The 16,967-nt window shown below is 62.7% G+C and carries 16 protein-coding genes and 2 pseudogenes; 8 read left to right on the top strand and 10 right to left on the bottom strand.

Annotated features, from left to right (window positions below; all coding sequences use genetic code 11):
- Positions 1 to 1,182, top strand: a complete 1,182-nt coding sequence (locus ACYG97_RS00245) for an MFS transporter (RefSeq protein ID WP_023732226.1) — start codon at positions 1 to 3, stop codon at positions 1,180 to 1,182.
- Here the strand turns inward: ACYG97_RS00245 and ACYG97_RS00250 are convergent.
- The 4 genes and pseudogenes from ACYG97_RS00250 to ACYG97_RS00265 all read right to left on the bottom strand — a co-directional run bounded on the left by ACYG97_RS00250 (position 1,173) and on the right by ACYG97_RS00265 (position 5,770).
- A complete protein-coding gene (locus ACYG97_RS00250) occupies positions 1,173 to 1,307 on the bottom strand; it encodes a hypothetical protein (RefSeq protein ID WP_023682661.1) in 135 nt (44 codons plus the stop codon). The genes ACYG97_RS00245 and ACYG97_RS00250 overlap by 10 nt on opposite strands.
- 212 nt (positions 1,308 to 1,519) lie before the next feature.
- Positions 1,520 to 1,684, bottom strand: a complete 165-nt coding sequence (locus ACYG97_RS00255) for a DUF3309 family protein (protein ID WP_023667887.1) — start codon at positions 1,682 to 1,684, stop codon at positions 1,520 to 1,522.
- A 367-nt stretch (positions 1,685 to 2,051) separates the two neighbouring features.
- A pseudogene (locus tag ACYG97_RS00260) lies at positions 2,052 to 3,937 on the bottom strand (ABC transporter ATP-binding protein).
- A pseudogene (locus ACYG97_RS00265) lies at positions 3,937 to 5,770 on the bottom strand (ABC transporter ATP-binding protein). The pseudogenes ACYG97_RS00260 and ACYG97_RS00265 overlap by 1 nt, the downstream one beginning before the upstream one ends.
- 381 nt (positions 5,771 to 6,151) lie before the next feature.
- Here ACYG97_RS00265 and ACYG97_RS00270 point away from each other — a divergent pair.
- From ACYG97_RS00270 to ACYG97_RS00280, 3 genes are all read left to right on the top strand, one after another.
- Entirely contained in the window at positions 6,152 to 6,388 is a 237-nt protein-coding gene (locus ACYG97_RS00270) for a toll/interleukin-1 receptor domain-containing protein (RefSeq protein WP_023709998.1), read from the top strand.
- Complete coding sequence (locus tag ACYG97_RS00275) at positions 6,388 to 6,918, top strand: serine protease family protein (RefSeq protein WP_156937150.1); 531 nt, start codon at positions 6,388 to 6,390, stop codon at positions 6,916 to 6,918. The genes ACYG97_RS00270 and ACYG97_RS00275 overlap by 1 nt, the downstream gene beginning before the upstream one ends.
- A 398-nt stretch (positions 6,919 to 7,316) precedes the next feature.
- On the top strand, positions 7,317 to 8,918 hold the full coding sequence (locus ACYG97_RS00280) for a S1 family peptidase (RefSeq protein ID WP_023709996.1): 1,602 nt from the start codon (positions 7,317 to 7,319) through the stop codon (positions 8,916 to 8,918).
- A 168-nt stretch (positions 8,919 to 9,086) separates the two neighbouring features.
- On the opposite strand, the gene ACYG97_RS00285 is transcribed toward ACYG97_RS00280, so the two are convergent.
- Entirely contained in the window at positions 9,087 to 9,995 is a 909-nt protein-coding gene (locus ACYG97_RS00285) for a dihydrodipicolinate synthase family protein (RefSeq protein ID WP_023732224.1), read from the bottom strand.
- Between the two features lie 264 nt (positions 9,996 to 10,259).
- Between ACYG97_RS00285 and ACYG97_RS00290 the strand changes: the two genes are divergently transcribed.
- A complete protein-coding gene (locus ACYG97_RS00290) occupies positions 10,260 to 11,192 on the top strand; it encodes a LysR family transcriptional regulator (RefSeq protein WP_023732223.1) in 933 nt (310 codons plus the stop codon).
- Here ACYG97_RS00290 and ACYG97_RS00295 read toward each other — a convergent pair.
- The 3 genes from ACYG97_RS00295 to ACYG97_RS00305 all read right to left on the bottom strand — a co-directional run bounded on the left by ACYG97_RS00295 (position 11,143) and on the right by ACYG97_RS00305 (position 13,338).
- A complete protein-coding gene (locus ACYG97_RS00295) occupies positions 11,143 to 11,874 on the bottom strand; it encodes an SDR family oxidoreductase (RefSeq protein WP_023732222.1) in 732 nt (243 codons plus the stop codon). The two genes, ACYG97_RS00290 and ACYG97_RS00295, sit on opposite strands and share 50 nt — an antisense overlap.
- Before the next feature lie 164 nt (positions 11,875 to 12,038).
- Entirely contained in the window at positions 12,039 to 12,647 is a 609-nt protein-coding gene (locus ACYG97_RS00300; RefSeq protein WP_023667893.1) for an NAD(P)-dependent oxidoreductase, read from the bottom strand.
- Positions 12,648 to 12,699: 52 nt separating this feature from the next.
- Complete coding sequence (locus tag ACYG97_RS00305; RefSeq protein ID WP_023732221.1) at positions 12,700 to 13,338, bottom strand: DsbA family protein; 639 nt, start codon at positions 13,336 to 13,338, stop codon at positions 12,700 to 12,702.
- A gap of 102 nt (positions 13,339 to 13,440) precedes the next feature.
- On the opposite strand from ACYG97_RS00305, the gene ACYG97_RS00310 reads away from it, so the two are divergent.
- The 3 genes from ACYG97_RS00310 to ACYG97_RS00320 all read left to right on the top strand — a co-directional run bounded on the left by ACYG97_RS00310 (position 13,441) and on the right by ACYG97_RS00320 (position 15,135).
- Positions 13,441 to 14,352, top strand: coding sequence for a LysR family transcriptional regulator (locus ACYG97_RS00310; protein ID WP_023732220.1), 912 nt, complete (start codon positions 13,441 to 13,443; stop codon positions 14,350 to 14,352).
- A 96-nt stretch (positions 14,353 to 14,448) separates the two neighbouring features.
- Positions 14,449 to 14,724: a hypothetical protein gene (locus tag ACYG97_RS00315; RefSeq protein ID WP_023732219.1), complete on the top strand. Its 276-nt coding sequence runs from the start codon at positions 14,449 to 14,451 to the stop codon at positions 14,722 to 14,724.
- Between the two features lie 75 nt (positions 14,725 to 14,799).
- Positions 14,800 to 15,135: a hypothetical protein gene (locus ACYG97_RS00320; RefSeq protein WP_023704781.1), complete on the top strand. Its 336-nt coding sequence runs from the start codon at positions 14,800 to 14,802 to the stop codon at positions 15,133 to 15,135.
- A 77-nt stretch (positions 15,136 to 15,212) separates the two neighbouring features.
- On the opposite strand, the gene ACYG97_RS00325 is transcribed toward ACYG97_RS00320, so the two are convergent.
- Entirely contained in the window at positions 15,213 to 16,241 is a 1,029-nt protein-coding gene (locus ACYG97_RS00325; protein WP_023732218.1) for an ROK family protein, read from the bottom strand.
- Positions 16,241 to 16,966: a ribulose-phosphate 3-epimerase gene (locus tag ACYG97_RS00330; RefSeq protein WP_031261857.1), complete on the bottom strand. Its 726-nt coding sequence runs from the start codon at positions 16,964 to 16,966 to the stop codon at positions 16,241 to 16,243. The genes ACYG97_RS00325 and ACYG97_RS00330 overlap by 1 nt, the downstream gene beginning before the upstream one ends.
- Position 16,967: the final 1 nt, after the last annotated feature.

Consider the following 16,967-nt stretch of genomic DNA (forward strand, 5'->3'; position numbering starts at 1 on the left):
ATGAGCGCCGAAGACGCGACGTCACCGCCGGAGAACCTCATCGCATGGGCCGCGATGGCCGGCATCATCGCGACAGTTACGGTGTTCGCCATAGCACAGGGGCTGACGTATCCGCTGCTCAGCTTCATCCTGGAACGGCAAGGGACGACACCGGGCCTTATCGGCCTCTCGGCCGCGATGACGCCTCTGGGTTTCATTATATCGTCGCTCTTCACGCCGGCGCTGGTCCGGCGGGTGGGCGCGGCGCGCTTTGCGGTTGTGTGTTCGATCCTGGCAGCAACCGTCCTGATCGCGATTGCCTGGACGCAGGATGTATGGGCCTGGATGCCGTTGCGCTTCCTGCTCGGCTTCTTTGCCAATCCGCTTTACGTGATCAGTGAAACCTGGCTGGTCTCGATCACACCCGCCGCACGCCGAGGCCGCATCATGGGCCTATACTCCTCCATCGTTTCCGCCGGCTTTGGCCTCGGCCCGCTGTCGCTAGGCTTGGTCGGCACGCAAGGATGGCCACCCTTCATCATCGGCAGCGCGGCCTTCCTTGTCTGCGGCCTGATCGTGCTTGCCGTCGCGCCACGCCTGCCCGACATGCCGCGTGAGGGCGAAGCGGTGTCGGTCGGCGGCTTCTTCGCGCTGGCGCCGCTGCTCTTGTTCGCAGTCTTCACGGCTGCCGCCTTCGAGCAAGTCCTGCTTTCGCTGTTCGCGGTCTATGGTGCCGCGCTCGGCAGCACTGAGCAGCGCATCGCTTCGCTCATCACCTGTTTCATCGCCGGCAATGCCGTGCTGCAGGTCGTGCTTGGGCGCGCCGCCGAACGGTTTGGCTCGAAGCCGATGATGCTGTTCTGTGTCCTGGCTTGCCTGGCCGGTTGTTTGCTGTTGCCGTTGCTCTTCGCTACATGGCTTGTCTGGCCGCTCTTCTTCGTCTGGGGCGGGGTCTCGTTCGGGATCTACACGCTGTCGCTGATCCAGCTCGGCGAGCGTTTCACCGGTCAAGCCTTGATCTCCGGCAATGCCGCCTTCGCGTTCGTATGGGGGGTAGGCGGCATCGTCGGCTCACCCGTGGCCGGGCTGGCGATGCAACTGACCGGACATCAGGGACTGCCATTGTCGCTTGGCCTGCTGTGCTGCGTGCTGGTGGTGTTTCTGCTGGCGGAGTTACGGCGGGTTGACCGCGTTCAGGCGTAAGGCGTGCCTGCCATTGCGGCCTTCAGGCCGATGCTGCCCTTGTCGACAATAGCGAGAAAGGCCGGACCCGCCTCGTCGCCGTCCTGGGTTTCTCGAAGCGTCCGATCCGCCTCGATGAACGCCACGGCCGCCAGGCGGGTGTCGGGGTCTGCAGCTTACGCCCGCCGCCTTCGGATAGTGCCACCATTAGGATATCCCAGCTCGTCGCGTTCGCTCTCGCTCGCGCCGACGCCGGCCCAGTCCGGACCAGCAATGTCTTCAGCTGCCATGTCTTCAAACCTCGATGTCAGGCGAAAACGCGGCCGCCGTAGAAACTCGGCGGCCGCCAATGGCGACGCTATATTCGCCCGAGAACAACCAGAATGATCACGATGATCAGCACCAGCCCGAGGCCACCGCCGCCATAGTAACCAGTGCCGTAGAACGGGCCGCCGCCGAGGCCGCTGAAGCCGCCGAGCAACGCGATGATCAGGATGATAATAAGAATGGTACCCAGGCCCATATGCCGTCTCCTTCGCTGCCGCGCCGTTCACGGCGCGGCTCGAAGAACTAAACTCCCAGCAAGCCTTCCTGTTCCCCGGCGATTTTCATCCGACGGCTAAGGAACGAAAGCCATCATCACGGCGTTTGCTGAGGTTCAGGCGCAAGCTCGGCGTGCCATCACGCGCGCTGGGCGGCGCGTAGAATTCAGAATTTGCGCGGGATCGCCCTTAAGGCGGCCGGCGGCTCGTCCACCCGAACGCGCCGGCAGGCGTGACGCCGAGCTTACGCTGGAAGGCGAGCTTAAACGTGTCGACATCTGAAGCCGAATTGGTCGACGACGAGTTTTGGCCCCGCACCATTTCCAGTCGAGCCGAACCGGCAGCAGCTCACGTCGCCTTGCCGGCCAGCGCGCCTATGTCTTCCTCGGCAATATCGTCGAACGATGCGTAGTTCATGTTGTAGAGCCTGGCATAGAGGCCCTTGGCCGCCATCAGCTGCTCGTGGTTGCCGCTTTCGACGATCTCGCCGTTCTGTAAAACGATGATGCGGTCGGCGCCGCGTATGGTCGCCAGCCGATGGGCGATGACCAGGCCGGTGCGCCCCTCCAGCAGCGTGACCAGCGCCTTCTGGATCAGCATCTCGGTGTAGGAATCGATGCTCGCCGTGGCCTCGTCGAGCACCAGGATCTTGGCGTCCGCACCAGCGCGCGGGCAAAGCTGATCAGCTGGCGCTGGCCGAGCGAGAGATTGCCGCCGCGCTGCTCGAGCTCGGTGTCGTAGCCATCGGGCAAATGCTCGATGAAGTCGTGCGCGCCGACGGCCTGCGCGGCGCGCACCACTTCTTCGCGGGTGGCCTCGGTCTTGTGGTAGCGGATATTTTCCAGCACCGTGCCTGAAAACAGGAACGGCTCCTGCAGCACCATCGCCACCTGGTCGCCGAGCGAATCCTGCGTGACGTCACGGACATCGTGGCCGCCGACCCGCACCTCGCCCGACCAGACATCATAGAAGCGGTGCACCAGCGCCATGCAGCTCGACTTGCCCGAACCGGTCGGACCGACAAGCGCAACCGTCTCGCCCGGATTGACGCGGAAGGAGATGTTTTTCAGCACCGGCTGGTTCTGCCGGTAGCCGAAAGTGACGTTCCTGAACTCGACCGAACCGTCCATGTCGCGCGTCAGCGCCACCGCGCCTTGTCGGTCGCTGACGTCGACCGGCACGTCCAGCACTTCGGAGATGCGTTGGCCCGACGCCATTGCGCGCTGCATGACACTGTACTGCATGGTGAGCGAGCGGATTGGGTCGAAGAAGCGCTGGATGTAGAACAGGAACGCCACCATGACGCCGATGTCGAGGCTGTGCGACAGCACCATCGAACCGCCAACGACGATCACGGTTGCCATCGCAATGCCGGTCAGCGTGTCAACGATCGGCACCATCACCTGCGCATATTTGGCCGAGGTCAGGTGAGCCCTGAGATTGGCCAGCACCTTCTCGTCATAGAGGTCGAAATTGACGTGCTGGCGTTCGAGACTCTGCACCGTGCGCACGCCATGGATGCCTTCCGCCAGCGCCCCATTGGCAATCGAGTTGGTCTCGTGCGCGGCCATGAAGGCGACCTTGGCGCGCGGCAGCCAGAACAGGCGCACGATGAACAGCGCCGGCATGGTCGACAGCGTCAACAGGCCGAGACGAAAATCGAGCCACAAAAGCACGCTGACAATGCCGAAAAGAAGCACGATGTCGCCCACCGACATGACCGACGTCTCGAGGAATTCCTGCATCGAATTGACGTCGCCCTGCAGGCGCGACATCAGCCGGCCCACCTCGGTCTTGTCCATGAAGCTCAGCGAGACGCGCTGCAGATGGCTGAACATGGCGCGGCGCAAATCCGACAGCACATTCTCGGCCACCTTGCCGACGACGCTTTCCTGGACATAGCTGGCGGCATAGTTGATCAGGATGATCAGGGCGAAGGCACCGATCGCCCAGTTCATGACGGAGCTGTCGGCCTTGCCCGCCGCCATGCCGTGGTCGATGGCGTAACGGATGACCAGCGGGATCGCCAATTGCGTCAGAGTGAACACCAAAACGGCGGCCACCGAGATGAAGATCCGGCCCTGATACGGTCTCACGAAGCTCCAGATGCGGCGCACGATGCGCGGATCGTAGACCTTGCCGAAGACCTCTTCCTCGTCGCGGTGCGAACCGACGACGGCCCTGGTGGGCCGCCGGCTGGTGTCTTCTTTTTCGTCGTGACCCGGTGTCGACATTATGCGGCTCCCACCGCCACCGGCAAATCGTCGTCCGGCCGCAGCTGCAGGTCGTAAAGCGCGCGGTAGCGACCACCCAGCGCCAGCAATTCCTGGTGCGTGCCGCGCTCGGCGATGCGGCCATTCTCGATGAACAGGATCTGGTCGGCATGCATCAGCGAACTCAGCCGGTGCGAGATGATCAGCGTCACGCGGTCCTTGGCGAAACGCTTCATCGCGGTGCGGATTCGCTGCTCGGTGCCGGCGTCGACAGCCGCGGTGGAATCGTCGAAGACCAGCACCGAAGGCCGCAGCATCAGGGTGCGGGCGATGGTCAGGCGCTGCCGCTGGCCGCCGGAAAGCGATGACCCGCGCTCGCCCACGACCGTGGTGTAGCCGGCCGGAAGCCCGATGATGTAATTGTGCAGCTGGGCGTATTCAGCCGCCTGCCCGATGCGGGTCTCGCGCGCCCACGGATTGCCATAGGCGATGTTGTTTTCGATCGAGGTGGTGAACAGGAAGGCGTCCTGCTGCACGACGCCGACCGCCTTGCGCAACGATTGCAGCGTGACCTCGCGTATATCCTGCCCGTCGATGGTGATCGCGCCTGACCTCACATCGTAGAAGCGCGGGATCAGATGCGCGATGGTCGACTTGCCGCTGCCCGGCGGGCCGACAATGCCGACCGTCTCGCCGGACCGGGCCTCGAAGGAAATGCCCGACAGTGCCGGCCGGCCGCCGGCGCCCGCGTAGCGGAAGCCGACATTGTCGAAGCGCAGCATGCCTTCGGTCACCACGAGATCCTTGGCATCGGGCGCATCCTGAATGTCGAGTTCGGTGTCAAGCAGTTCGAACAGCCTTGTGCCGCAGGTCGAGGCGCGGGCGAACGAGTTGACCATCAGCCCGAGCTGGCGCACCGGCATTTGCAGGATGGTCATGAAGGTGAGGAACTGCGCCAGCGTGCCGACGCTGATCTGGCCCGCCATCTACCTTCTGGCCACCGAACCACAGCACCAGGCCCATGGCCGCCAGGAAGGAAAAATTCATGGCGCTGGTGTTAGAGACGCGGATGTCGACGCGCTGGTCGGCAAGCTCCAGCGCCGACTTCTTGGCGCGGTCGAATTTTTCCAGCTCATGCCGCTGCGCCGCAAAGGCGCGCACGACGCGGATGCCGCCGAGGTTCTCGTCCATCACCCGGCTCAGCACCGACAGCCGCTCCTGCAGCGTCAGCCAGGTGCTGCGCAGCCTGAGCTGTGTGACCGAGGAGCGCCAGGCGACGAACGGCACGAAACTGAGACTGAGCAGCCCGAGCTCGAGATCGGTGCTGATCAGGAGATAGGAGCCGACGCCGATCAGCACGCCGAGCAGCACCACGCGCAATATGCCGGTGGAAAAGAACATGCGCACGCCGTCGAGGTCGAGCAGGCCAAGCGTAATCAGGTCGCCGGTATGCACCCGGTCATGGAAGGAGAAGCTCAGCCGCTGGATCTTCTCGTAGAAGGCCAGGCGCAGCTCATAGCCGGTGCGGTGGCCAACGGCCTCGCCATAATAATTCTGCGCCATGGTGAAGAGGCCGCGCAGAATGCTGACGACGAGCAAGGTGATCGCCGTCGTCCACAGCGCCTGCTCAGCCGCCGCGCCGCCGCCTCCAGCCATCACGCCTTGCGCCTGGTCGATGGCGTGGCCGAGCAGGCGCGGGATGAACAGCTGCAGCGTCGCGGCAATGAAGGTCGAGGCGATGGTGATCGCAACTTGCCAGGGATGGCGCAGCGTCATGCGCACGATGCGCAGCAGCGTGCTGAGGCCCTTGACCCAGGACGCCTCCGCCACATGGGCAAACGATTTGCCGCGCATCGCTGCGCCGCGGGTTGCATCCATTGCCAAGGAAAATACCCAATCCGATCCGGACATTAGCCCAGACGAATGAAAACAGACTCAGTTTCAGATACCGCGATGGTACGCCTCGATTTTGACCGTTCAAGGGCCAATGGCGGTATCGCACTGTGCCTGAAATGAAAGTGAATACTCGGCATCGGCCCAGCTGGATTTGCCTGTGGGGTAGTCATGCCTTCACCAGGCTGATCGCACGTTTGGCTGCTCCATGCTCTACTCGCGACTCTCAGGTGGTTGATAGCAGTCCTTCAATTTTCCCCGATCTCTTCGCTATTTCTTCTTCGTATACTTTCCCCGCATGACGATGTGTGTCAGTATTTATTGTCGCTGGGGGGCGATAACGTGTCACGCATTTTCATCAGCCATTCGAGCCGCAACAATGCCGAGGCGCGTGCCATACGCGACTGGCTGATTTCCAATGGCTGGGACGACTATTTCCTCGATCTGGACCCGGAGCGCGGCATTGTCGCCGGCCAGCTCTGGGAGCGCGCACTGCACGAGGCGGCCAATCGCTGCCAGGCGGTGCTGTTCCTGGTCAGCGCGGCATGGTTGGATCTGAATGGTGCGAGAAGGAGTTGATGCTCGCCCACAAGCTCGACAAGCCGATGTTCGGCGTCATTATCGATGACAAGGTGTCGATCGCCTCGCTGCCGCCCAAGCTGAAGGATTTTTGGCAGGCCAATGAGAATTGGTATAAAATTGCCTCCGACCGATCTCGGTCGGTAGTAATCCGGCGTGCCAGCGGAGGTGTTCGGGAGGTTGGAACGGGTTTTATAATGAAAGGCTCCGATGTCATTGAGGGCTATGGTTCGGGGATTGTTATTGTAACGTGCGCTCACGTTGTTAAGGGGGTTGAATTAGTTGATGTATACTTTCCAAGCTTAGATGAAGGTAACGATGTAAAAATCGGAAGTATAGTTTTTCAGTCTCCGGCAAGTGATCTAGATATATCAATTTTACCTATAGAGCATGGCTTGATGTTTGGAGCCGTAGCCATAGATGATGTAACGCCAGACAGAGAAGCTTCAGTTTCATTCGCGTCGGCAATGGACACTGATGGAAATTCGTCAAAAACGTCTCTGGCCATGGTCGGATATTGTGGGTGTTGAGCCTTCCATCGGATTCCAGCTTTCCATTATGCAGCCGCTTAAAAGTACTGCGATAGAAAGAAAATTGGAAGTCGACTTTCATCACTATAGGTAGCCGACTTTGGTACACCTATGCTTCGGGCCCTGGCGCAAGTGGATCTCCCGTATGTAGCGACTACCCACCAGAATGGAGGCAAGGATATGGTCCATGACATACCCCTCACTTAACCCGGGACGATTTCTCCGGAAGCCGTGTTGCCGCGAACCAGCTGCGAGCAAGCGCAGTGCCGGCAGGAGACGTACTGCGCTGCTTCAGATCGAGGGATATCTCGCAGCCCCTATGATTTCATTGCGGCTGACGGGCCGGCGGCGGACCGAATGACACAGGCAAGAGAGCCGTAGGGACGGGGAACAAGACAATGGACGACTACAAGGAACTCATCGAACAGGCAATTTCGGCCAATCGCAGGTATGATCTGAGGGAACTGCGAGAACTCTGCGAGCGGCTGGGGATGGCCCTGCCGGAGCCTTCGGACAGCGCGGGGGCGCTTGGCGCGGCGCTGATGAAAGAACTTCGGCGCAACCGCAGGTACGACCAGATACAGATGCTGGGTGAGACCTTCATCAAGGCCGGTTACTGCACGCCGCGTATCTGGACCATCTATGCGCAAGCCCTGGTCGACCGCGGCAATCAGGTGGCCGCAATCGGCATTCTGGGAAATCTTGCTTTGGAGGCCTCGGCCGAGGAGTTCGCCAAGGAAGCGTCGGAGATTCATGGCATACGCGGGAGGGCATGGAAGGACATTGCCTATGAGGCGATAGGACAAAAGCGCCTCGATGTAGCAAAGAGAGCATTAAAGAGCTCCTACGAGTGCTACTCGAAAGGATTGGAAACCAATCCCGACGATGTCGGAATGCTGGCATGGCACGGGACGCAGATCGTTGCCGTGGCACACCTCGCTGAAAGCCACGAGCTGCGCCATGATTTCGGCTCGAAGACCGAGCTTGCCAAAGATATTCTGAAACGCATGGCAGCTGACTATCGCGGCGACGGCAACGATGACCCGTGGATCCCCACAGCGGCAGGCGAGATGTGCGTAGCGCTTCAGGACTATGCAGGGGCGCGTGATTGGTATCAAAAGGCGATCGGGTCCGAGCGCACCGACAATTTTACCCTTGCCAGCGCGCATCGGCAGCTTTCGCAAATATGGCGCATTGGCGAGATCGAGGAAGGCGCCATAATCGGAGGCCTCGTTCTGGACGCTCTCGTGGAGATGGGGGGAGGCTTCCATTTGACGAAAGGCAATGCCGACCAGCTTCAGGCCCTGATCGGCACAACGCCCCCGGTCTCACTCGTGGCGCTACGATTTGCGATGAAGTCGGCTGAATCGATCGCGATGATTCGTTCCGGCTTTGCCCCCCTTGGCACGGGCTTCCTCGTCTCCGCGGCCGACATTGGGCTCGACCCCGCAATCGGGCAGGTCGTGATAACCAACGCTCACGTGGTCAGCGATCCATCGCAGAGCGGGGCCGCATTGCCGGGAGATGTTCAGGTCACGTTCCAGCTTCAGCCCGGCAACAAGGTTTACACGGTGGCGAAGATTGTGAAGTGTCTTTCCGTAGGAACTCACGATTGCAGCGTGTTGAAGCTCAACAAAGACGTATCCGACATCGATCCTTTGGAAGTGGTGGATTTGCCGTTGGTGATGCCGCCCGATCCAACCGCGGTCGTTATTGGACATCCGATGGGGCAGGAAATTTCTTTTTCGTTCCTCGACGGCCGGCTTGTGGCGTTCGAGCCTCTGGCGGAAGCAAAGCCGCAGCGCATGCACTATCGATCGCCGACCGACAATGGCAGCTCAGGCAGCCCGGTGTTCAATCGCAATTGGAAAGTCGTGGGCATCCATCACAAATATGTCGAGAACGCATCGCCGCTAGACGGCAAGGCGGGGGTTTATTCTGCCAATGAAGGCATCTCCATGGGATCGATCTGCCGGGCTTTCAAAGCTGGCCTGGGATAAGCGATCCGGTTGTCATGCCGTTGCGCGAATCCTGCCTCGGTTTGTGTAGAACAAAGCGGCTCCATTGTGAGGAGACAATCCGGGCTTCACTCGGCACGTTACTTCACGAAATCGGGACGGACGTTGGCTGTCGTGGCGCTCGGTGGCGGTTCGACGCTGTGCTGAGCCTCAGTTGCGGCCAATATTATCGGCTGCGGGACCGAGCGCCGTGAGCAGCGCCTTGCCGCTTTCCAGCGTTGCATTCTGGTGCGGGGCGCGCAGGTTCAGCCAGCGTTTGTCGCCGGAGCGCACCGCCAGCACGGCCTTCATTGCCGGGATCAGGCCTGCATCCTGGATCACCTTGCGGAACGCCCTGATCGCGGCGTCCGCTTCCGTGACGTCTTGGCCAGCGATCGTCGCGTCGTAGAGGTCGCGGATGGCCGCAGCGTTGAGATTGACGGTCGCGGAGATACAGCCCGCACCACCACTGGCGAGCCCCTTGGTCAGTTGCGCCTCCGAGCTGGGGAACACCGCGACGTCGGGTGCGGCGGCAATCACCGCCGCCGTGTTGTTCCAGTCGCCGGCGCTATCCTTGTAGGCGACGACCGTCTCTGGAAACGCCGCGCTCAACCGGGCGGTCAGGGCAGGGCTTACCGGCACGCCGGAGTTCTGCGGGATGTGGTAGAGGATCATCTTCAGCGCCGGGTTGGCCACCCTTTCGATCAGCTCGCTGTAGTAGCGCGCCTGGCCATCGTCCCCGGCGGCCGTGTAGAAGAACGATGGCAGCACCATCACGGCGGCGCAGCCGAGGCCGACCGCGTGCTTCGACAGTTCGACGGTTTCGGGGAGTGCGGTGACGCCGGTGCCGGGCATCATGCGCGCCGGCGAAATGCCGGCCTCGATCAGCCATTCCAGCGCCTGCATGCGCTCATTGAGCGAGAGCGACAGTGCCTCGCCCGTGGTGCCGAACGGCGACAGGAAATGCGCGCCCTGGCCCAGCACCCATTTGGCGTGTGAGATCCACAAGTCACGAGCAATCCGGCCGTCATTTTCGAACGGTGTGAGGATCGGGGCGATGGTTCCTTGCGGGCGGGTCATGTCGGTCCTTCCATCGGTGCTGGAAATCAGCTTGGCATAGAGCATACGTACGATGCGATCTGCCAGAGGCGATCTCTTGGGCCACCGCGCCGGCCGTGGGAAAACTTGCGGGTCATTGCCGCGAAATTCTGGCCCTTCGGTCTGCCGCAACCAGATGACGCCGGCGTCAATGGGTTGCAAATGGACCGGGGTTGCGCATGGACCAGGGTTGCAAGTGGACCAGCCAAGCCCGAAATGTCGAACAGAGACAGATCCGGAAACGGCATGCACCCACGATTGCTCAAGACCTTCCTCGCCGTGGCGCGGCACCGTAATATCACCCGTGCAGCGCGGGAGGTTCATCTGGCGCAGTCGAGCGTCAGCGACCAGATCCAGTCGCTGGAAAGCGAACTTGGCGTCGTCCTCTTCATCCGCTCGCGCCACGGCCTCGACCTGACGACGGCCGGCGACGCGCTGAAACCCTATGCGGAAGAGATTCTGCAACTGGCGGAGGAGGCGCGTATTGCCGTCGAGGCAACGACGGGAATGACCGCCGGAACGGTTACGGTCGGCGCGCTGGAGACGATTGCCACTGTCAAACTTCCGCAATGGCTGGCGGCCTTTCGAGGCGACCACCCGGAGATCGGTCTGCGGCTCAAAATCGCCGGCAGCGATGCCCTGCTGCGGCAGCTCGAAGAAGGCGAGATCGACGTCGCCTTCTGTTTCGACAAAGGCGGTCTGGACGAACGTCTGGCCCGGCGCACGATATCGGCCGAGCCGCTGGTCCTTGTCGCCTCACCCGAACATGCGCCCGCATCGGGGCAGAGCGACCTGGCCGCGCTCGCCGCGACGCGTTTCGTGGTGACGGAAACCGGATGCGTCTACCGGCATCTGTTCGACACTGCCTTTGCCGAGATGGCAGCGCCAGAACTTGCCGCCGAAGTCGGCAGCATCGGCGCCATTGCGGGCCTGGTGGCGACTGGTGTCGGCATGGGCCTGGTGCCGCGGCTGGCCGTTGCCGACGCGCTCGATCGCGGCGAGATCGTCGAATTGCCGTGGCCGGGGTCGGCCCGCACGGCGTCGCTGGTGATGATCTGGCGCCGCCGGCGGGTTAAGCCGCCGGCGCTGAAACTGCTGCTGGCGGCCGCGGCCAGGAATTTCGCTGCGCTCAGATCAGCCGGTGACCGCCCTCGACATGCAGAACCGTCCCTGTCGTAAAACCGTTGCCCATCAGAAAGGCGATGGCATCGGCAATGTCGTCCGGCTGTCCGACGCGGCCGACCGGCAGGCGCCTGGCCATTGCATCGAGCGTCTCGTCCTTCTTGTCGCCGGCCACAAAACTCCAGATCGGCGTGTCGACCCAGCCCGGCGAGACGGCGTTGACGCGGACCGGCGCCAGCTCGACCGCCAGCGCCCGCACCAACCCTTCCAGCGCAGCGTTGACGGCGGCAACGACCGAGCCGCGCGCCGCCGGCCGGTAAGCGGCAATGCCTGAGGTGAAGGTGATGGAGCCGTTGGCCGAAAGCTGCGGCGCGCCATGCTTGGCGAGCAGCAGCGGCCCGTAGAATTTGCTTTCGACGACTCTCTGCGCCGCCTTCAGGTCGATCGCAGGCAATAACTCATAGGCGCCTTCGATATCGGCGGCGGTGCTGACGATATGGTCGAGCCGGCCAATTCGCTTGAACAGGTCAGCGACCTGATCCTCCTTGGCGATATCGGCCGCGACGGCGCTCAAAGCGGAAGGGTTCTGCAGCGCCTCGCCGGCACGCTTGAGCCTGGCTTCACTGCGGCTGACGATGATGACTTCGGCGCCTGAGTCCAGGCACCGCCTTGCCAACGCCAGCCCCATTCCGGAGCTGCCGCCAATGATAGCGATTTTCGATTTTGCGATGTCTGCCATGTTTCCGTTCCTGTCCTGAACCGCTCCGGCGAGCGTCGCAGACCGGCGGCAGGAGTGGAAACGGAAGAAAGCGATAGTGCCATCGGAGGCTCCGATGGCACTATCGTCGATAGGAACCGACGCGGGCCGCTCCGTCGAGTGGCCCGCCTGTCAATGAAGTGCACTCAGTAGCCGACCGTGAAGCGCTGCTTGATATGCGCCGGCTTTTCGATCTCGTCCGCCATGACGATGGCATAGTCCTCGAAGGAAATGCTGCTGCCTTTGTCTGACGTCAGCAGCGTGTCCTTGCCGATGCGGTATTTGCCGGTCCGCTCCCCGGCGACGAACAGCGCCGAGGGCGACAGCAAGGTCCAGTCGAGATCGTCGACCGTCCGCAGCGTGTCGAGGAAGTCGGCGCCCTTCTGCGCCTCGGCCTTGTAGATATCAGGGAAGGTCGGCGTGTCGACCAGGCGCTTGCCGGGCGCAACCTCAAGGCTGCCGGCGCCGCCGACGACGAGGTAGCGTTTGACGCCGGAAGCACGCACGGCTGCGATAAGCGTATCGGGATCGCTGTCGAGGAAATGAACCGAGGAGATCACCGCGTCATGACCCTTGATCAGGGCGGCAAGGCCATCCTTGTCGAAGACGTCGCCCTTCTTGGCAGTCACGCCCGGAAGTGCCGCGATCTTGTCTGGATGCCGGGCAATGGCGGTGATGCTGTGCCCGCGATCGGAGAGTTCCTTAAGCAGGCGGGAGCCGACCTGGCCGGACGCGCCGATAAGTGCGATTTTCATGGGGATTTTCCTTTCGTCTGGGGAGAATTTCATCTGGGGAGAATTTCTGGGACTACGCCGCCTCGATGTGAGCGACGAGATTGTCGTAGCTGCCGAACAGCGCGTTGGCGCCGATCAGGCGCGGCGCCGTTTGGCCGATCACCGCCAGCGCGGGAACGCCATTGGCATGCAGCCGCTGGAACAATGTCCGCCCGCGGCTGACCAGGTCGTCATGCTTCGCCAGAAACACCTGCGTCGGCGCTTTCAAAAGCTTTGCCGCGTCGCTCATGCCGGCGTCGGCCAGTACCGCGGCGACGCCGTCAACCGTCACAATATCGCGGCCGTCGACATAGCGGGCATGCTGGATCGCCTTCAGTGCCGCAAGTCGCTGGCGCCAGTCGTCCAGTCCGGCGGCGCTGATGCCCATGGTGGCAGCGGAAGAATCGAGCAAGGTGCCGCTGACATTGAGCACATTGTCGAGATAGGTCTGGCTGAAGCGCTGTCCGCTCAGCCGCGCGATGCGCTGGTCATTGTCCCAGGCGTGGGCGGCAAAACCTGCATCCAGCGGCCGCGCGCCGGCACCGGAGAAAAGCCCCACCGGCAGCAGTTGGAGTGCGGTCCCGCCGGCGGCCAGTCGATCCAGCATCGGCGTGGCGCCATAGCACCAACCGCAGAGCGGGTCGAAAAGATAGGTTAGGGTTGCATTGGTCATGGCGGCCTCATTCTGTTGCCCGATAGATGACAGCTGGACCGCTTGCGAAAAATAGCGATCAATCATACAAACTGTCTGATAAAATCAGACAATGAGCGGCCTGTGACCGAACTCCTCAATCTCAACCGGCTCGTCTACTTCGCCACCGTGGTGGAGACCGGCTCGTTCACGGCCGCTGCCGACCGTCTCGATGTTGCCAAGGCTGTGGTCAGCCATCAGGTCGGCAAGCTCGAAGAAGAGCTTGGCGCTACGCTGTTGCGGCGCACGACCCGGCGCGTGACGGCGACCGAAGAGGGTCGTCTGTTCTATGACCGGACCGCGATCATCCTGCGCGAGGCGGAGGCAGCCTATGGCGACATTTCGCAGCGAGCGGCGCAGCCGACGGGGACGCTGCGGCTGACGGCGCCGCTCGATTATGGCGAGAAGGTCGTGGCGCCGACCATCGCCGCCTACATCAGAAAATACCCGAAAATGCGGGTCGAGACGATCTTCGACGATGCGGTCAGCAGCCTGGTCGACGAGCAGATCGATCTCGGCATCCGCGTCGGCTGGCTGGCCGATTCCAGCAATCTGGCACGGCGGCTGGGCAGCCTGCAGCAATTCGTTGTCGCCAGCCCGGAACTGGCCGAGATGCTGCCTGGGAATGCCGAGCCCAGGCAGGCGAAGTCGCTGCCCTGGGTCGGCAACGCCCAGTTGCGCGGGGTGGGCCAATGGCTGTTCTCGAGGGGCACGGAAACGGTGCTGGCCGAACTCAACCCTGTCGTCAGTTGCGACAAGACACCGGGCGTTCTGTCCTGCGTGCTGGCCGGCATCGGCCTCGGCATCTTTCCGGATTACAGCGTCGCCGACGACATTGCGCGCGGCCGGCTGGTGCGGGTGTTCGCGGACTGGACCTTGCCGTCCGGTGGCATCCATGCCGTCTTCCCGCCGGCGCGCTTCAGGCCGGCCAAGGTGCGCGCTTTCGTCGACCTCCTGGTTGCAGCCGAACGGCGGCGCGCGCGCAGTGCGGGCTGATTTCGGCACCAGCCGGCAATGGCGGCGAGGGAACCTTTGTTCGGCAGGCGCTTTTGGATATGCTGCGATTCCGAACCGTCAGAAGGGGTACTGCCGATGACCACCAAGATCTTTGCGACCTGCATGCTCGCTCTCGCTGTCGGCTGCAGCCTGTCCACAGCGGGTGTCGCCAAGGACAAGCATCGCCATCGTCAGCCAGAACCCGAACGCTACGTCCCCGCCCATCGCGACCTCATCTACGCCCTGTTCGGCGGCCCGCGCTACTATGACAAAATGCTGATCACCACGGCGGCCGGCCCGTGCTCTTACGACCGGGTCGGGCCGGACGCGAATGCGCTGAACAAGGTCAACGATCACCATTGCGGAAAATAGATTGGTCCCAAAGGCGGGGTCCTGCGTCCCAGGGTTACCGGATGACGGCCGCCGCGAACATGATAGAGACAGTCGATGACCGCTGGTGAGAAATGGTCTCCGTCCGAAAAGAAAGTCGCCCGCACTGCCTATGACGCAGCGCTGAAGGTGGCTCTCGACAAGACGTTGGCTGAACTCAAGAGCAGGGCCCACGTTGCGGCAACGCCTTCCGAAATATGGGATGTCGAAGACTTTCTGCGGCAGCAGCGACGGAAGATCGACCAGATGTTCGACTATCGCTATTCACAGCTAATACAGGTCTTCGCCAATCTCATCCGGCAAGGCTATCTCGAGGAGAATCTCCTTGTTGGCTTGTCGGAAGACAAGCGGCAAACGATCCGAAAATACGCCAGCTGGAATCGCGAAGGGTAGGGGTCCTCTTCGGGGACCTTGGCGCTGCATTCAAACTGGACCATTCACCATCTTCGCGCGCGCCGCGCAGCTCGAGTTCAGCCATGGCGTGCCTCCGTGGCATCGGCGGTCGCGCCTCTGTCCTTGTCGTCCTGCGCCATCGCCAGCGGCGCACCCGGTTCGCCTTCCCACAGGATCAGGCTCGCGGCGCCGATCAGCCCGGCGCGGTCGCCGAGTTCAGCCTGCACGACCGGCACGTCGCGATATGCCGGCATCGCTCGCTGCTGGATGACCGCTCTGATCGACGGTGCCAGAAGGTCGAACCCGTTGGAAAGGCCGCCACCCATGACAATCAGATCGGGCGAATAGAGATGCAAGAGATTGGTGAAGCCGATGCCCAGCCATTTTGCTTCCGCCTCGATCAGGTCGAGAGCGTTGGCGTCGCCGGCCTTGGCAGCCTCTACGACATGCCTGGCCGAGACGTCACCGTCATTTGACAGCCGTCGTAAGAGCGAGCCGTCGCCGGGCGCGGTCAATCGCGTCGCGCGGCGGCCAAGCGCGGTTCCCGATGCGACAGCCTCGAAGCAGCCGATGGCGCCGCAGAAGCAGCGGTCGCCTTCGCCGGTGATGGTCATGTGGCCGATCTCAGCCGCCAGTCCGCGCCTGCCGTGATAGATGTGGCCATCGGCGACGACGCCGCCGCCAATGCCGGTCGATACGGTCACGAACACGAGCGATCCGCTGCCGCGTCCGGCGCCAAAACGCCATTCGCCGAGCGCCGCCGCATTGGCGTCGTTTTCCAGCCGCACCGGCAGGCCGAAATGCTGCCCCAGAATGTCGATCAGCGGCACGTCGTGCCAGCCGGCCAGCGTCGGCGGCGCGATCACGATGCCCGCCTTGGGGTCGAGCGGTCCCGGCGCGCCGACGCCGATGCCGGCGACGTTTGCCTGCGGGTGTTCCCTAAGCAGCGTGCCTGCCAGAGCGACGATCTGGCCGATCACCGCCTCGGATCCCGCACCGGCAAGCGTCGGCGCTGAAGCATGAGCGACGATGCGGCCATCGCTTTCGACCAGCGCACCGCGCAGCGCCGTGCCGCCGAGATCGAAGGCCAGCGCAAGCTTGGTCATCAGGCGGCGACCTCCAGCCCGTGCAGCCAGGCCATGCGCCGGGCAAGGTCGGGATCGCCGAAGGCCAGCGAGCCCAGCACCACGGTTTCCGCACCTGCGGCGCGCAGCAGCGGCACGGTCTCGTGGCGGATGCCGCCATCGGCGGCGAGCACGATGTCGGCCTCGCGGCCGGCTTTGCGCATCAGCGCGCGCGCCTCGATCAGGCGCGGACACGCTTGATCGGACAGGCTCTGGCCCTTGACGCCGATGGAAGTGCCGAGCAGCGTCACGAACGCCACTTCCGGCAGGAACGGCGTGACGGCCGCGACCGGTGTTTCCAGCCGCAGCACCACGCCGGCCTCGGCCCCGAGTTCACGCGCCAGTTTCACGGCACGCAGACCGGTCTCGCCGTTTTCGGCGTGCACACTGATCAGGTCGGCGCCGGCCTCGATGAACTGGCGCGTCTGTTCCTCGACGATCTCGGCTTCGACCATCAAATGGACATGGATAGGCTTTGCGGTGAGCTTGGCGATGTGCGTCACCAGATCCGGGAAGAACAGGAAGCCAGGGGTGAAGCGGGCATCGGCGACGTCGATATGATGGACATCGGCATGGGTCTCGATGCGCTTCAAATCGCGCTCCATATTGGCGAGGTCGGCCGACCACAGCGAAAACTCGCCGATAAGCCGGTTGCGCGGCAGAGCGGCAATTGCGGCGGGGCCGGACAGGGGCTTGTTCGTCGTCATC

This window comes from Mesorhizobium sp. W067 (genome assembly GCF_054719525.1).

Bases quoted from the DNA above. Each gene is read 5' to 3' on its own strand.
- ACYG97_RS00245 (WP_023732226.1), top strand. From the start codon at position 1: ATGAGCGCCGAAGACGCGACGTCACCGCCGGAGAACCTCATCGCATGG.
- ACYG97_RS00255 (WP_023667887.1), bottom strand. From the start codon at position 1,684: ATGGGCCTGGGTACCATTCTTATTATCATCCTGATCATCGCGTTGCTC.
- ACYG97_RS00275 (WP_156937150.1), top strand. From the start codon at position 6,388: ATGCTCGCCCACAAGCTCGACAAGCCGATGTTCGGCGTCATTATCGAT.
- ACYG97_RS00280 (WP_023709996.1), top strand. From the start codon at position 7,317: ATGGACGACTACAAGGAACTCATCGAACAGGCAATTTCGGCCAATCGC.
- ACYG97_RS00285 (WP_023732224.1), bottom strand. From the start codon at position 9,995: ATGACCCGCCCGCAAGGAACCATCGCCCCGATCCTCACACCGTTCGAA.
- ACYG97_RS00290 (WP_023732223.1), top strand. From the start codon at position 10,260: ATGCACCCACGATTGCTCAAGACCTTCCTCGCCGTGGCGCGGCACCGT.
- ACYG97_RS00295 (WP_023732222.1), bottom strand. From the start codon at position 11,874: ATGGCAGACATCGCAAAATCGAAAATCGCTATCATTGGCGGCAGCTCC.
- ACYG97_RS00300 (WP_023667893.1), bottom strand. From the start codon at position 12,647: ATGAAAATCGCACTTATCGGCGCGTCCGGCCAGGTCGGCTCCCGCCTG.
- ACYG97_RS00305 (WP_023732221.1), bottom strand. From the start codon at position 13,338: ATGACCAATGCAACCCTAACCTATCTTTTCGACCCGCTCTGCGGTTGG.
- ACYG97_RS00315 (WP_023732219.1), top strand. From the start codon at position 14,449: ATGACCACCAAGATCTTTGCGACCTGCATGCTCGCTCTCGCTGTCGGC.
- ACYG97_RS00320 (WP_023704781.1), top strand. From the start codon at position 14,800: ATGACCGCTGGTGAGAAATGGTCTCCGTCCGAAAAGAAAGTCGCCCGC.
- ACYG97_RS00325 (WP_023732218.1), bottom strand. From the start codon at position 16,241: ATGACCAAGCTTGCGCTGGCCTTCGATCTCGGCGGCACGGCGCTGCGC.
- ACYG97_RS00330 (WP_031261857.1), bottom strand. From the start codon at position 16,966: ATGACGACGAACAAGCCCCTGTCCGGCCCCGCCGCAATTGCCGCTCTG.